The sequence below is a fragment of the Vibrio sp. 1641 genome (genome assembly GCF_033339995.1).
In the GTDB taxonomy this organism is placed as follows: domain Bacteria; phylum Pseudomonadota; class Gammaproteobacteria; order Enterobacterales; family Vibrionaceae; genus Vibrio; species Vibrio alginolyticus.
Genome location: NZ_JAWOVP010000005.1, coordinates 287,247 through 301,888 on the forward strand (window position 1 = coordinate 287,247; position 14,642 = coordinate 301,888).

General features: G+C 43.7%; 12 protein-coding genes and 1 tRNA gene. 7 read left to right on the plus strand and 6 right to left on the minus strand.

Features of this window, described 5'->3' with window-relative positions; genetic code table 11:
- The first annotated feature begins 11 nt into the window (after positions 1-11).
- A complete protein-coding gene (locus R7Z47_RS13630; protein ID WP_005380728.1) occupies positions 12-875 on the plus strand; it encodes an ion transporter in 864 nt (287 codons plus the stop codon).
- A 57-nt stretch (positions 876-932) separates the two neighbouring features.
- Here the strand turns inward: R7Z47_RS13630 and asd are convergent, their stop codons facing one another.
- Entirely contained in the window at positions 933-2,048 is a 1,116-nt protein-coding gene (asd, locus tag R7Z47_RS13635; protein ID WP_005380727.1) for an aspartate-semialdehyde dehydrogenase, read from the minus strand.
- Between the two features lie 431 nt (positions 2,049-2,479).
- On the opposite strand from asd, the gene nhaC reads away from it, so the two are divergent.
- A complete protein-coding gene (nhaC, locus tag R7Z47_RS13640) occupies positions 2,480-3,913 on the plus strand; it encodes a Na+/H+ antiporter NhaC (protein ID WP_005380726.1) in 1,434 nt (477 codons plus the stop codon).
- 90 nt (positions 3,914-4,003) lie between these two features.
- Here the strand turns inward: nhaC and R7Z47_RS13645 are convergent, their stop codons facing one another.
- The 3 genes from R7Z47_RS13645 to yejK form a co-directional block, all read right to left on the minus strand.
- Positions 4,004-5,167 (minus strand): chemotaxis protein, encoded by a 1,164-nt coding sequence (locus R7Z47_RS13645; protein ID WP_262606908.1) that lies wholly within the window; start codon positions 5,165-5,167, stop codon positions 4,004-4,006.
- Positions 5,168-5,271: 104 nt separating this feature from the next.
- A complete protein-coding gene (locus tag R7Z47_RS13650) occupies positions 5,272-6,600 on the minus strand; it encodes an Hpt domain-containing protein (protein WP_262606909.1) in 1,329 nt (442 codons plus the stop codon).
- A gap of 82 nt (positions 6,601-6,682) precedes the next feature.
- Positions 6,683-7,681, minus strand: a complete 999-nt coding sequence (gene yejK / locus R7Z47_RS13655) for a nucleoid-associated protein YejK (RefSeq protein ID WP_005380723.1) — start codon at positions 7,679-7,681, stop codon at positions 6,683-6,685.
- A gap of 85 nt (positions 7,682-7,766) precedes the next feature.
- Between yejK and R7Z47_RS13660 the strand changes: the two genes are divergently transcribed.
- The 3 genes from R7Z47_RS13660 to R7Z47_RS13670 all read left to right on the plus strand — a co-directional run bounded on the left by R7Z47_RS13660 (position 7,767) and on the right by R7Z47_RS13670 (position 10,070).
- Positions 7,767-7,994, plus strand: a complete 228-nt coding sequence (locus R7Z47_RS13660) for a YejL family protein (RefSeq protein WP_005380722.1) — start codon at positions 7,767-7,769, stop codon at positions 7,992-7,994.
- A gap of 22 nt (positions 7,995-8,016) precedes the next feature.
- Positions 8,017-9,825, plus strand: coding sequence for a DUF3413 domain-containing protein (locus R7Z47_RS13665; RefSeq protein WP_005380721.1), 1,809 nt, complete (start codon positions 8,017-8,019; stop codon positions 9,823-9,825).
- A gap of 154 nt (positions 9,826-9,979) precedes the next feature.
- A tRNA-Ser gene (locus tag R7Z47_RS13670) sits at positions 9,980-10,070 on the plus strand.
- A 194-nt stretch (positions 10,071-10,264) separates the two neighbouring features.
- On the opposite strand, the gene R7Z47_RS13675 is transcribed toward R7Z47_RS13670, so the two are convergent.
- Entirely contained in the window at positions 10,265-11,188 is a 924-nt protein-coding gene (locus R7Z47_RS13675; RefSeq protein ID WP_213880849.1) for a histone deacetylase, read from the minus strand.
- A gap of 271 nt (positions 11,189-11,459) precedes the next feature.
- Between R7Z47_RS13675 and R7Z47_RS13680 the strand changes: the two genes are divergently transcribed.
- A complete protein-coding gene (locus tag R7Z47_RS13680) occupies positions 11,460-12,149 on the plus strand; it encodes an SDR family oxidoreductase (protein ID WP_017635826.1) in 690 nt (229 codons plus the stop codon).
- 183 nt (positions 12,150-12,332) lie between these two features.
- Positions 12,333-12,539, plus strand: coding sequence for a hypothetical protein (locus R7Z47_RS13685; protein ID WP_005380717.1), 207 nt, complete (start codon positions 12,333-12,335; stop codon positions 12,537-12,539).
- A 44-nt stretch (positions 12,540-12,583) separates the two neighbouring features.
- Here R7Z47_RS13685 and R7Z47_RS13690 read toward each other — a convergent pair whose 3' ends face one another.
- Positions 12,584-14,551: a DNA topoisomerase III gene (locus R7Z47_RS13690; RefSeq protein ID WP_171345868.1), complete on the minus strand. Its 1,968-nt coding sequence runs from the start codon at positions 14,549-14,551 to the stop codon at positions 12,584-12,586.
- Positions 14,552-14,642 lie beyond the last annotated feature (91 nt).

A 14,642-nucleotide genomic window follows, 5' to 3' on the forward strand; every position in this document is an offset into this window, starting at 1 on the left:
GCGATTCAACAATGGATCGCTTTGTCATGACGACTGACTCTCTTAAACATACTCTATATGTCACCATTTTTGGTACTCATACCAAAGCTGGTAAAACGTTCGATATTGCTCTCATTATCGCGATCATCAGTTCGTTAATCGTACTGGTGTTAGATTCGATACCCTCCGTTCGGGCCGAGTGGGAAAAAGAGCTGAAGTTTATTGAATACACATTTACTGGCCTATTCACGATTGAATACCTTCTAAGGCTTTATTGCTCCCCCAAACCTGCCGCCTACGCAAAGAGTTTTTATGGTGTCGTCGATTTACTTGCGATTTTGCCCACTTATTTAGCACTCTTCTTCCCATCGGCTTCGTTTATGGGTGTGATCAGGGCGCTGCGAGTGATGCGAATATTCCGCATACTCAAGTTAGTCCGATACCTCCAAGAGTCCAATATCCTCTTACGTTCACTGCTTATGGCGCGCAGAAAGATTTTTATCTTCTTTAGCTCCGTCGCCATTATGGTAACGATTTTCGGCTCATTGATTTTTATCATTGAAGGACCTGAAAACGGATTTACTAGCATTCCTAAAAGTATTTACTGGGCGATCGTGACCATCACAACGGTTGGGTATGGTGACTTGGTCCCTCAAACAGACCTAGGTAAAGGGCTTGCATCACTCACCATGTTACTGGGTTATTCCATTTTGGCGGTACCTACAGGTATTTTCACTGCCGAACTGCACCAAGAGATGCAATCGCACAAAGTATTGGTGAAATGCCCAAACTGCTCCCACGCAGGGCACGACTCTGACGCAATTTACTGTAAACATTGTGGTAGTGAACTGGCCGATCCAGACAAAAGAGTCGTTCGAACGGAAGACGACGCATGAAAAAAGAGCTCCCTAAGGAGCTCTTTTATTTTGTCATCAAATAAAGGATTGATGTGATTATGCTTTCTCAGACAGAATAATTCGCAGAGTACGACGCAATGGCTCCGCAGCACCCCAAAGCAGTTGGTCACCAACAGTGAAAGCATTTAGGAAATCATCACCCATTGCCATCTTACGTAGACGACCCACTGGTACAGACATTGTGCCCGTAACTTTTGCCGGTGTTAGCTCTTGAGCAGTGATGTCACGGTCGTTAGGAATCACTTTCACCCAATCGTTATGAGTAGCGATGATTTCTTCGATTTCGTCCATTGGTACATTTTGTTTAAGCTTGATAGTAAGTGCTTGAGAGTGACAACGCATCGCGCCAATACGCACACAAGTACCGTCAATTGGAACAGGTGAACTTTGAGAACCCAAAATTTTATTCGCCTCAGCGCCCGCTTTCCACTCTTCTTTACTCTGACCATTATCGCGCTTCACATCGATCCATGGGATCAACGAACCAGCTAGTGGCACACCGAATTTATCGGTAGGGAAAGAGCCGCTGCGCATTGTATCCGCAACTTTCTTATCAATATCTAGGATAGAGCTTGATGGGTTTGCAAGTTCAGAGCTCACAGAGTCATTGATAACGCCCATTTGCGAGATCAATTCACGCATATTTTGCGCACCGGCACCAGATGCGGCTTGGTAAGTCATTGCGCTTGTCCACTCAACAAGGCCTTTCTCAAATAGACCACCTAGCCCCATTAGCATTAAACTAACCGTACAGTTACCACCGACAAATGTGTTCGTGCCACCGTGGATGCCTTGTTGGATTTGCTTTAAGTTCACTGGATCAAGTGTGATGATCGAATCTTCAGCCATACGTAGCGTAGAGGCCGCATCAATCCAGTAGCCTTTCCAACCAGCCTGACGAAGTGCAGGGAAAACTTTTTCTGTGTAGCTACCACCTTGACAGGTGATTACCGCATCAAGCTGTTTTAAGCTTTCAATATCATACGCGTCTTGCAGTAAGCCTGCGTCTTTTCCTAAGTTAGGAGCAGGAATACCAACTTGAGAAGTACTGTAGAATACTGGTTCGATTAGGTCGAAGTCTTTCTCTTCAACCATACGCTGCATAAGGACTGAACCAACCATACCGCGCCAACCAACTAAACCAACTCTCATCGTATTAACTCTCCATGTATTAAAAAACCTACCCCATAGTTAATTTTTCACAGCAAAATCTCAACCCCTATTTTGTAAATAAGCGCGTTTTTTAACCTTTTCCTCTGAAAAACCGGGTTACACGAGATTTTTTAGTGTTTGGTTTGCGGTTTTAACCATTTTTCAAGTAGGGAAAGCACTTTAGCTCCCTAATTGGTCTTACCACTCAATGAGAAAATAACACATGAAGCACAATAATTTCACATTACACAACATTTAAAACCAAAAAAGTTAAAACAAACTAACAGTTAATTTCACAAGCAAACGTTTTTACCGACGAACATCAAGATAAAACACCAAATGTTCGAAATATAATTTTTGTTAATGTATGTTATGCGCGATTACAACAAGGAGCGCCTTCCTCTATTGCTCCAAGATTGACAGAGGCACATATGAAGCAAGTTACACCACGCCTACCAAGCTTGATACAGGTATTTATCTCGCTCGGTTTATTTCTCCTGCTGGCATTTTCGTTCACAGCCAAGCTAGACCTACCGATTCAGCTAGCGCTATACATCGGTTGGTTCATTGTCATGATATTGGGCATAAAGCTTGGCCATCAGTATAAAGATCTGGAAAAAGCAGCACTAAATGGCATTTCCAATGGACTTGGAGCCGTTTTAATCCTTTTGGCCGTTGGCGCGCTTGTAGGTACTTGGATCTCTGGTGGTATTGTTCCAACCATTATTTACTACGGCCTTAAAGCAATCCACCCTTCCATCTTTTTGCTCGCGACCATGATCATCTGTTCATTGACTGCGCTAGCGACTGGCACGTCTTGGGGTGCGGCTGGCACGGCAGGTATTGCAATGATGGGTATCGGTCAAGGTCTTGGTGTTCCTGCGCCAATCACTGCAGGTGCCGTACTTTCAGGCTGTTACTTTGGTGACAAAATGTCGCCTCTCTCGGATTCAGTAATCCTTGCTTCATCTATGTCTAACGTTGAAGTGATGGAACATATTAAAGGCATGTTGCCGATAGCACTCATTAGCTACATTATTACAGGCATTATGTTTACTGCATTTGGCTTCCACTACGCAGGTCAAGTTGACATGAGCCAGGTAGACTCTGTCATTAAAGCGATGGAACAGCAGTTCTACATCACCCCTTACTCATTTGTTCCTGTGATCATCGTATTGTCACTTCTAGCGATGCGTATGCCTTCATTCCCAGTGATCAGTTTTGGTTCTCTGCTAGGTATTATTTGGGCAGTGATGATCCAAGATGTCGATTTCCTAACCGCGTTCAACACGGCTTGGGCTCCGTTTGCAATCTCATCTGGCGTAGATTTCATTGACTCAATCCTTAACCGTGGCGGCATGTCTTCAATGCTTGGGTCGGTAGCGGTTATCGTATTTGGCCTTGGTTTTGGTGGTCTACTAGATAAAGTAGGCGTGCTAGAGACTATCGCGAAGCTGTTTGAAAAACGCGTTCAAAGTGCAGGTTCATTGGCAACAAGCACAATTGGTACTGCCTTTATGGGCAACGTATTTGGTTCAGCGATGTACGTTTCACTTATTCTGACCCCAAAAATCTGTGCGAAGAACTACGACCGTCTAGGCTACAAACGTAAGAATTTGTCTCGTAACGCAGAATTTGGCGGCACGCTAACCTCAGGTATGGTCCCTTGGAGTGACAACGGTATCTACATGGCCAGTATTTTGGGTGTTGCTACACTGTCTTATGCCCCGTTCATGTGGCTGAGTTTTGTATGTATCATCGTAACGATCTTCACTTCTTACATGGGTTGGTTTGTTGATAAGTGCGAACCAACAGCAGAAGCAGTTGAAGAAGCTGAAGGCGAATTAAAGCAGCAAACCGCTTAACTTCGCAGAGATAGGAAGAACCTCCCTTCCGAATTCAATACTAAAAAAGAGCGCTTTAAAGCGCTCTTTTTTTATTTCCAAAACAAATCGTTAGCTTTGTTTGACTGGCGTTTTCACGGCTGCACGCTTCCCAAACCAATAGCCCAAGCCAAGCGGTGCAAAGAATATAACGGCAATGAACAGAATAAAGTAGATGATGGTACTTTTGACAAGTTCAATCAGCTTAGTCATTGCGAGATTCACAACCTCTTGCGACACTCGATCCATATCTTGAGCAAACTTCTCGCGCTCATGGGTAATGATCTGTGCGATTTCTTGGCGCTCTCTGGCAACCATCAGCTCTATAGCTTGGCGTTCTTCACCCAACTGAGATAAACGCGCCTCCGTCCTTTGATCAATATCGTCAACCAAAGGTTGTAACTCCAGCGCCATTTGTTCTGCCAAATAACGCATGTACTCTGGGTTGTTATCGATAAAATCCCTCACCGAATCAGCGGTAACTTGCAAACTATTGAGCGCCGCATTGACTTTTTCGATACTGGCAGAGCTATTCAAGGCCAACAACTGCGCTTTCCACGTCATAATTTTTGGTGTCTGCTCTGATACCAGACTTAGACGATCAGAGACATCCCCGAGTGCTTCTGGCATCGTGCCTAGCGTTGTAACGGCTTCCTCTTCGCTAATTTGGTTTGCAGCTAACCACCTACGGTAAGCCGGAGTCCTAATCATGCTTAAATCAGCGAAGGGATGCTGCTTGGCGAACTCTGCAACAAACGTTTGTGTCTTGATGTATGCTTCTTTCTTCAATAAAGATTGAGCCAGTTTATCTACCTCTTTCGCTAAATAAACGGAAACTAACTTGGCCTCATCAGACGCAAAGAGCTCATTACCAGAAGCGGTAGTAAAGAACTGTTCCATTTGTAGCGTGAAAGTCCATGTATCAATCAGTGCAGCCATTGGGGACACTTGATACGCAGAAGCTTGGATGCCTTCTTCAGCATTTATCTTCCAAAGTAAAATATAAGATTGATGAACTTTATCATGAGGCTCATATTGTTCGTGTAGTGCGTCTGCTGCTTGCTCAACCTGAGCAAAAAACTGCTGCGCATACTCACGAGTCAAAAGACGCATATTGAGCTCTTGTTTGGTAAGAGGGACGGTTTGACTCTCGATCTTGACTTCGAGCAGGGAGCACCCTGAAAGCATCATAACCAGCCCTATCAACATCATTGAAGACATTCGGCGAACGGACATGAAAACACCTTTAACAAATTGTATAGAACAGGAATAAAGCGAACTAAGTCATATAGTTCGAGCCTTTATTACCTCAACTCTTATGACATTAAGTCAGAGCAATATCAATCTGTTAGCGCTTCTGTTATCTTTTCACTATTGAGAACATTATTAGCAAAAAGTATGGTTTGTTTTAGGACATCATCTAAACATGCCAACTTCTCTTCCGGCACTTTTTGCCCTTGTTTAATCAACAGTTCAATATCACCCGAAATACAGTGCAATGGCATTGCACCTAAACTCCCTGAGACCCCTTTAAGACTGTGTGCGGCTCTTTGCGCTTGCTCTTTATCCTCTTCTAACAGCTGATACATTTTAGTGCCATCGCCAGAGTGATCCTGAATAAAGACCTCCAGTAACATCCGCACAGCGCCCTCGTCACCAGACAGAGAATCTAACATTTTATTGATATCTATGTACGGCTCACGTTCCACTACTTCCACTTGTGATGAATTCACCTCATTACAACTTTCTTCGTTCATTTGGACGTTTTGAAAATTTTCTGACTGAGCAGAGGGAACAGCGTTAGCTCCATTTTCATCATCGCCAACTTGCTCTGACTTTCTATCATCGGTTCTGGGTAGTGGTATCGGTTGAATCGTTTTTGGGGAGAAGGCTCCCCATGAAATGAGGAAAAGGAGCAAACCACTGATTACAGACAACCAAACAATAAAAGTCATTAGCTTCTGTTCCAACTGATCATTTATCGAAGTTAACTGGTTCGGGAAATCTGGATTAAGCAGGTGATTGGATAAATAACTGCCCTGTGCCTGAGCAGATAGTGCGCTTGAGGTTTGAGCAAGCTGGCGCTGAAGAGCGCTTCGCTCTTCGGGAGAGAGCGTCTCTGATTCAATAAAAAGTCGGTCTAAGTCACGGTAAGTATCGCTATTCGTTGCAGAGTCACTAAAGACAGACTCAAAAACAAGCGCACCTAAGCGATAGTACATTGCCTGAATTTGCTCAGAGTTTTCTGTTCGAGCACGGCTGCTTCGTAACTGTTCTGCTAACGAAACCAATTCACTGTCACTTCTTACAAAAGCTCGAGCACTTTCTAAAAATCGGTCGGTCGTATAAAGCAATTGAGTGATGTCTGGTGTGATTTTCCCTTCAGAAAACTCACTTTCAAGCTGTAAGCGAACTGCATAAGCCAACTGAAGTTTCAGTGAAATTTGGTCGACGTGTTTAACACGGTAAGGCAGATCGAAGTTAAAAAAGTGCCTGACTTCTTCAACTTTACTTCCTAACTCATTTACAGTCGAAATCGTTTGAATCGTTTGTTTGGCTTGCAGCCAAATGCCAAGTGCTAAAACACACCACAAAACGAACCAGAACCAAACAAACCGCCGTATTTCTTCTTTTAGCTTCAGCAACACTTGCCCCTCGCATATCTCCATTAATTACAAGCATATACTATGGATGTTTCTTATTCACATAAAAAAAGAGAGCCGTTTGCTCTCTTTATTTAACGATATGATTTTAATTGCGACTTAACTGATCTTTTAGATTTGGAGGCGTCCCTTTAATCGTTAAGGTATCCGTCTCTGGATCATAAAAAATACGCTCGCCAAGTAAGAGACTATCGAAGCTAATATTCAAACCACCACCAGCTCCAACAAATTTAGTCAGTTTGCGAACCGTCGCACGATCACCTGGGAAAGACTCTTCAAGTTCGTACCCTTGCTCTTTGGTGAAATCCATAAAGCTCGTGCCATCTTGGCTTTGAGGAAGCTCTCCGGAAAGCTCTGAGATTTGAACTTCATCACCGGATTTAATTTGCTCATTGCAGTAGTCGTAAACTTGTTTCTTGTACTCGTTCACTTCTTGCTTTTCTAGCTTCGAGTCAGCACAAAAATCATCCACCGCCTGCATCAACACTAAGTTTTGTTGTTTAGTATCTAAGCCAATATCCGCTTGCAGAAAATCTAGGAAGAAGTCCGCCACTTTACGGCCAACGCGTCCTTTAATGTATTGCAGATAACGATTGGATTCCTTGTCGGTCTCGTAGCTCGACAGGTCGATGCGTGCGGCAATATCCATTTTGGTGATATCTAAGTAATCTGTCGCACTGATGTCCAAACCTTCGGTCACTTTTAAACTTTGATTCATTGGTAGGATACCGATGAACAAGTAGTCCGTTGCTAAACTCTGATACTCTGCGAAAACCAAGATACCTTCATCCGCAAATGGGTACTTAATCAACTCTTCTTTCAAGCGATTTGCACTAATTTGTGAGAAGTCGTAAAAATCTCGCTCTCCTTTGCGCATTTCTTGAAGCCAAAATTGAAATTCGCTGTCTGACTGGAAAGCGCCAAAACCTTTACCAGCTTTAGAATGGAATACTCGGTGAAGCTCAGCGACTAAGTTTTCTGTAGATGCATCGTTCTCTAATGATGCTGGACGAAAGTTTACAACCAGCTCGTCCTGATCGTTTTTGCACAGTTGATGCAGAATAACGTTTGAAAGATGAAGACTCATAGTGATTTTATCTTGCTACAAGGTTTTAGTTGATGGGCATTGTAGGTTATCATAAGCCGCTTTTACTATCATTATTAGAGTCTTTATGCCGATTACATCTAAATATACTGACGAGCAAGTAGAAAAAATTCTTGCTGAAGTAGCAACAGTTCTTGAAAAACACGCTGCTTCTCCTGAGTTGACGCTAATGATTGCCGGAAATATCGCAACCAATGTCTTAAATCAACGTGTTGCTGCTTCACAACGCAAAGCGATTGCTGAAAAATTTGCTCAGGCGCTGATGTCTTCTTTAGAAACACCAAAAACACACTAATCACGGACAATAGAACACATACATGGTAGACAGCGGAAACTCATACGGCGAACGTGTATCTCGACTAGTTGGTTGGGGTCACTGGTTTGCATTCTTCAATATCGTTGCATCGATGTTGATAGGCACACGCTACATTGTTCAGTCTCCTTGGCCCGAGACGTTACTTGGTCAGTTTTATCTGGCGGTTTCTTGGGTTGGTCACTTTGGCTTTCTAGTTTTCGCACTTTACTTGCTTGTTCTATTCCCGTTGACGTTTATCCTGCCATCGCGGAAGTTGTTCCGTTTGGTGGCAGTGATTTTCGCAACCGTTGGGCAAACCATATTATTAATTGATACCCAAGCGTATCAGTCGATCAATTTGCACTTAACTCCCGTTGTCTGGGAGTTACTATTCAGCGAAGACAAAAGTGCGCTCAGCACTGACCTACAACATTTATTTGTTGTGATGCCGCTGATCTTCCTTATTCAACTCGCACTATCCGAATGGGTATGGCGAAAACAGCGCAAACTATCTCATAAGCACGTAGGACGCCCTCTCGCGGCCGTCTTTTTCCTCAGCTTTATGACCAGCCATTTGGTTTACATTTGGGCAGATGCATATTTTTACAACCCAATTACTAGCCAGCGTTCAAACTTCCCTTTGTCTTATCCGATGACGGCGAAGAGTTTTATGGAAAAACATGGTCTACTTGACCGTGAGGAATACCTAAAACGTTTAGCAGAAAACGAAGGCAACGTAGAGTTAGTCAACTACCCTCTTGAAAAGCTTGAGTTTAACCGCCGAGTTAATAAGCTCAATGTGTTGATGATCAGCATAAACAATTTACGAGCGGATGCGCTTAACCAAGAAGAGATGCCTAACCTCTATGAGTTTGCTGAAAACAATCAGAACTTCCGTAATCATTACAGCTCAAGTAATGATACATACGGGGCCTTTGGTTTGTTCTATGGCTTACCGACCAGTTATGCATCAAGCATCAAGGCGCAAGGTGCTTCCCCAGTATTGCTCGATGTACTGAAAGATCAGGGCTACAACTTTGGTTTATTCAGTGGCAGTGGGTTTGAAGATGATCTCTACTCAGAAATTATTTTCCGCGACTTGAACTTAGCGGAAGACCTAGATGGCACGCAAGCTCATACCGATAAACAATCTATCGCAAACTGGAATACATGGTTAGCAGAGAAAGCAAGTCAGCCATGGTTTAGTTACATCGAAGTCACCACCGTTGATAATTTTGAATCGATTCCTTCAAATAATGACGAAGAAATGCCCGCAAGTGAGCGATTCAAAAAAGCTTATGAATATGCAGTGAAGTCGGCGGATAGAACTATCGCCGGTATTATTGATGAACTAGAAACGACGGGACAACTGACAAACACCATCGTAATCATCACTTCTAATCACGGTAGTGAATTTAACGAAACCAATACGAACAGCTGGGGAGCAAACAGCAACTACAGCCGTTATCAATTACAAGTTCCGATGGTGATCCATTGGCCTGGAATGCTAGCTGGCGAATTTAATCACAGCACAAGTCACTTGGACCTCTCAGTTACACTGTTGCAAGATATGCTCGGCGTATCTTCCAACCCATATGATTACAGTAGTGGTCGCAACCTATTCGATGAAAGTCGTCGTCGCTGGATCTTGGCGGGCGATACTCGCGAGCTTGCCTTAATTACTAGCTCACAAACCACAGTGATCGATAAGTTTGGCAACTACAAGCTGTATGACAAAAACTACAAACGACTTCGAGATGATGCACCGAAGTTGCCAGTTTTGATGCAAGGTTTAACTGAGTTACAGCGTTTTTATTCTAAAAACGATTAATACCTAGCAATCCATATACTATTCAAACTCCCCTTTTTGGGGAGTTTTTGTTTATTTAAACAACACAAACCACAAATTTGCGCAGTAAACATCCAATCAGTTCAACTAGGGGTTTACAACATTTTCAAAGCCTTATATTATGCGCCTCAACAACGGAGAGATGGCTGAGTGGTTGAAAGCACCGGTCTTGAAAACCGGCATACGTTAATAGCGTATCTAGGGTTCAAATCCCTATCTCTCCGCCACTTTTAGAAAAAGCCCGCTAAGAAATTAGCGGGCTTTTTCGCATCTCCAGACTTAAAAGATTTGTACAAATCACTTATCACTTCTTGAACGCAACTAAGCACTCCGCCACACTCCGAAAGAACCCACAAAAAAATTAATGCCCTTTTCGTTCGTTCCAGTGTTGAATCAATTTGATATTTACATCTAGTTGTATCTACTCATCAATAAAGACTTCTTTAGCGGCATTGATAAGCTGCAAATGAATTGGGACGAGGTCAGCATGATTCGTTCGATATCCACCTCCAACGACAGCTGCGACAGGGATACCTCGAGATTTCACTGTTTGCATTAAAAATCTATCACGTTCTAAAATCCCTTGAGTCGACACATCAAAATATCCAAGCTCATCGTCTTGATGTATATCGACACCAGCATCGTAGATAACTAAATCAGGGCGATGAAGATTAAGTGCCATATCGACCACTTCTTTAAACGCCATTAAAAAATCCTCATCACCTGTCCCTCGCACCAAAGGCACATCGAGGTCAGACTGAGGCTTCCTCGCTGGGAAGTTTTTATCACAGTGGAAAGAAAGCGTGATGATATCTGGCTCATCGTCACATAAAGTTGCTGTTCCATCCCCATGGTGAACATCACTATCAATGATCAATACTTTATCGACATGCTCGACTTCGAGCGCTTGCCTGGCCGCGATCACTAAGTCATTAAATAAACAAAAACCACTGCCAAACTCTTTGTGTGCGTGGTGATACCCACCACTCAAATGAATGGCCACACCGTACTCAAGTGCCTTTTTTGCGGTCATAGCCGTGCCCGCTGCTGAAGTTAGCGTTCTGGTAATGAGAGACTCACTCCAAGGAAAACCTATTCGGCGCATCTTCGCAGCTGGCATGTTTCCACTAACAAGTAACTCGACGTATTCCTCGTCATGAACACGCTTTACTTCCCCAACAGTTAATGCTTCGGGCTGGAAAAACTGCGCGTGCTCTTTCCAGTTATCTTTCTCTATATGCACCAATACCGATTCATAGAGGTACTGGTATTTCATAATTGGGTAACGATGCCCCTCTGGCAACTCAAGTTGAGAATAAATCGGGTGGTAGATAAATGGCAGCATGAGAAATTCTTAATAACAATGGTAACGAAATAGTATCAACTTCAAGGGTTGAATAAAACGCAATTTAATTGATAATGATTTTCAATATCAATTAAATTTAATATACATATGAATTCTACTTTCTTTGCTATTCTCGGCGCACTGTTTGGCTCTCTTTGTGCTCTGTCCCTATTTTCATCTCTTGTTGTTGGTGCGTGGTGGTTGGTTGATTTTATGGTGCTTAGCTAACACAATGACTTTCAACTGAAATCAAAAAAACATAGGTGTTTGTATGAGTCAAACCGTCTTTATTACCGGAGCAAATCGCGGCATTGGCCTTAGCTTAACTGAGCTGTACCTGAAGCAAGGCCACCAAGTACATGCTACTAGCCGTTCCTTAGAGAACAGTTCAGAACTACAAACTCTAGCCTCACAATTCAGTAATTTGGTTTTGCACGAACTGGATGTCACTCACTACGAACAAGTCGCTAAGCTTGCCGATAAACTCCCTGCCATCGACTTACTCATCAATAATGCAGGATATTACGGCCCCAAGGGATATGGCTTTGGAAACACTGACGTAGAAGAATGGCGTAAAGCCTTCGAAGTAAACACCATTGCACCGTTAAAACTGGTTGAGCACTGTTACCCTCGCTTACAACAAGGCAAGATAAAAAAGATTGCTTGTATCTCATCAAAAGTGGGGAGCATGACCGAAAATACGTCCGGTGGCGGTTATATTTATCGCTCATCGAAAGCGGCGCTTAACTCGGTTGTGAAAAGCTTAAGTAATGATTTAACACCTGAAGGATTTACCGTTTTAGCGCTTCACCCTGGTTGGGTAAAAACGGCGATGGGCGGGCCAAATGCTTTGATAGATACGCAAACCTCCGCGCAAGGCCTAGCGAACGTGATAGAGCTGAGCACACCGCAGCTTTCAGGTCGATTTATTAACTACGATGGTACTGAGTTACCTTGGTAGCAGCATTAAGACACAACCATCACTAAACCAAATACCATCAAAGCCAGGCTTCATAATCGTGACTTGGTTGGCAAACATAATGTTCATCAGTGATCCACCAGCATAATTCACGCAATCTAACTTGAATTTATCTACATCCAATCCAGACTTAGGAAAAAGTAGAACAAATAAGGAGAAAGCACGATGGCAGCAGATAGGGATTTGGTTAATTTTAGCGAAGAGCACGAACTAAATTACTGCTTGAGAAGTGCTGGTAAACGCCAAACTCAAGCGAATCGAGATACATTAGTTGACTTGGGCAACCAGGTGAAAGAGGTACTGGACAAACGCGTGTTAACTCAAGGTGAAGTAAGAGGCGCGATCCAAAACCACGGTGACCTGTTCGAGTAATCTATTTTCAAGCATGCGCGGTGTTTAATTACACCGCGCTTGTCCTATGCCTGCTTACCTTTGGTTGCACGAGATTTAGTCGCGCCACCATTCTTTGAATAACTGCGCTTTTTACGTTTAAACGCAGGACGTTCCACCTTGGGTAAATGACGTAATGAATCAGGGATAGGGCCTGCTTTTACTTGTGCCATCAAGCTATCAATGCGTTGTTCCAGTGCTTGCATGAACGGCTGATATGCTTGATTTCTCTCTGCCATACCTTGTAACTGGTGCTCCCAATGAGCCGTCATATCAGGGTATGTTGAATCTTCTGGCAAGGCATGAATGAGACCTCTTCCCGCAGGAGAACTGAGAATTGACTTACCTTGACGCGTAAGCAGTTGGCGTTTGAACAGCGTGTCCAAAATACCAGCGCGAGTCGCTTCCGTGCCTAGCCCATCAGTGTCACGAAGGATTTTTTTCAGTTCTTTATCCGCAACGTAACGGGCGATCCCGGTCATCGCTTGCAACAGCGATGCTTCGGTAAAATGCTTTGGTGGCTCGGTTTTTCGGTCTTTTATTTCCCCTTCACGACAAGTTAACACGGTGCCTTCGGGTAGCGGTGGCACGGCATCAATACCTTCATCTTCCTTGTCAGTTTTGCCCATTAGCGCTTTCCAACCCGGCGAAACTAACTGACGACCTTTCGCGACAAACGTACCACCAGCGATATCGAAAACCAATTTCGCTTCTGCGTAAACCGCCGCCGGATAGAACTGCATGAGGTACTGGCGCGCAATCAATTGATACACTTTCATCTCATTGCCGGAAAGCGCATTCACATTAGCTTGCTTCGGTGTAGGGATAATCGCATGGTGCGCATCCACTTTTTTATCGTTCCAGGCTTTGGACTTTAATGTTAAGTCTGCTCCCTGAACGGCAACTTGCAACTCTTTTGCGTTATTCGCAATAGCAGTTGTCACCGTCCCTGCTTGTGAGTAGTGTTCCATCGGTAAATAGCGACAATCTGAACGCGGGTAAGTGATCAGCTTGTGCTTTTCATACAATGCCTGACAAGTATCTAGTACTTGTTGCGCACTCATACCATAGCGCTTCGCGGCATCGATCTGTAAGGCAGATAACGAATAAGGTAATGGTGCTGATTGCTTGGTTTGCTTTTGTTCCGACTCCGTCACTTTTGCAGGTTGATTTGCGATGCGGTTTGCAACATTTTCCACCAACTTACGGTTTAACACTCGACCTTCTTCGTCCTGCCAAGGCTTGCATGCCTCACTTGGCTTCCAACGAGCACGAATATCAAAAGTACCATTGGCATCTTGATATGGGATCAGAGCATGTAGGGTAAAATAGTCCTTCGGGACAAAGTTTTCGATTTCTTCATCACGACGCACCACTAAGCCAAGAACTGGCGTTTGCACTCGCCCTACCGAGAGAACACCTTGATACCCTGCTTTTTGACCAAGCAAGGTATAAGCACGAGACATGTTCATACCATACAGCCAATCAGCCCGAGAGCGGGCCAATGCAGAAACTGAAAGTGGGATAAACTCGCGATTACTGCGCATAGAACTGAGTGCGCGTTTAACCGCAGGTAAGTTCAAGTCGGAAATCAGCAAACGCTGTGTGGATTCCTTCTTGGTTTTAGATAACTTGCAATAGTCCAGAACTTCATCAACTAACAGCTGACCCTCTCGATCTGGGTCTCCTGCATGAATGACTTCGTTAGCTTCTTTGAGCAATTTACGAATCACTGTTAATTGCTTAGTTGCGCTTTTCCTCGGTCTGAGCTGCCATTGCTGCGGAACAATTGGTAAATCTGCCATATTCCACTTTTTATAACGCTCATCGTAAGCGTCAGGTTCGACTTGTTCGAGCAAATGGCCGATACACCAAGTAACGATATCCCCGTTCCCACAGCGGATGAATCCTTGATCTTTCTTTTGAGGGTTTGGCAGTGCAGCGGCAATCGCACGGCCTAAGCTTGGTTTTTCAGCAATAAACAGACGAGACATAACGTTTTGGAAATAAATATAATTAGGGCCACATTAACGAATGTAGCCCTAATAAATCAAGAAAAACTGTATAAATAAACAGTCAGTTTAT

Excerpts from the sequence above, each read along its gene's own strand:
- R7Z47_RS13645 (WP_262606908.1), bottom strand. The coding sequence starts at position 5,167 with ATGTCCGTTCGCCGAATGTCTTCAATGATGTTGATAGGGCTGGTTATG.
- R7Z47_RS13665 (WP_005380721.1), top strand. The coding sequence starts at position 8,017 with ATGGTAGACAGCGGAAACTCATACGGCGAACGTGTATCTCGACTAGTT.
- asd (WP_005380727.1), bottom strand. The coding sequence starts at position 2,048 with ATGAGAGTTGGTTTAGTTGGTTGGCGCGGTATGGTTGGTTCAGTCCTT.
- R7Z47_RS13685 (WP_005380717.1), top strand. The coding sequence starts at position 12,333 with ATGGCAGCAGATAGGGATTTGGTTAATTTTAGCGAAGAGCACGAACTA.
- nhaC (WP_005380726.1), top strand. The coding sequence starts at position 2,480 with ATGAAGCAAGTTACACCACGCCTACCAAGCTTGATACAGGTATTTATC.
- R7Z47_RS13630 (WP_005380728.1), top strand. The coding sequence starts at position 12 with ATGGATCGCTTTGTCATGACGACTGACTCTCTTAAACATACTCTATAT.
- R7Z47_RS13690 (WP_171345868.1), bottom strand. The coding sequence starts at position 14,551 with ATGTCTCGTCTGTTTATTGCTGAAAAACCAAGCTTAGGCCGTGCGATT.
- R7Z47_RS13650 (WP_262606909.1), bottom strand. The coding sequence starts at position 6,600 with ATGGAGATATGCGAGGGGCAAGTGTTGCTGAAGCTAAAAGAAGAAATA.
- R7Z47_RS13660 (WP_005380722.1), top strand. The coding sequence starts at position 7,767 with ATGCCGATTACATCTAAATATACTGACGAGCAAGTAGAAAAAATTCTT.
- yejK (WP_005380723.1), bottom strand. The coding sequence starts at position 7,681 with ATGAGTCTTCATCTTTCAAACGTTATTCTGCATCAACTGTGCAAAAAC.
- R7Z47_RS13675 (WP_213880849.1), bottom strand. The coding sequence starts at position 11,188 with ATGCTGCCATTTATCTACCACCCGATTTATTCTCAACTTGAGTTGCCA.
- R7Z47_RS13680 (WP_017635826.1), top strand. The coding sequence starts at position 11,460 with ATGAGTCAAACCGTCTTTATTACCGGAGCAAATCGCGGCATTGGCCTT.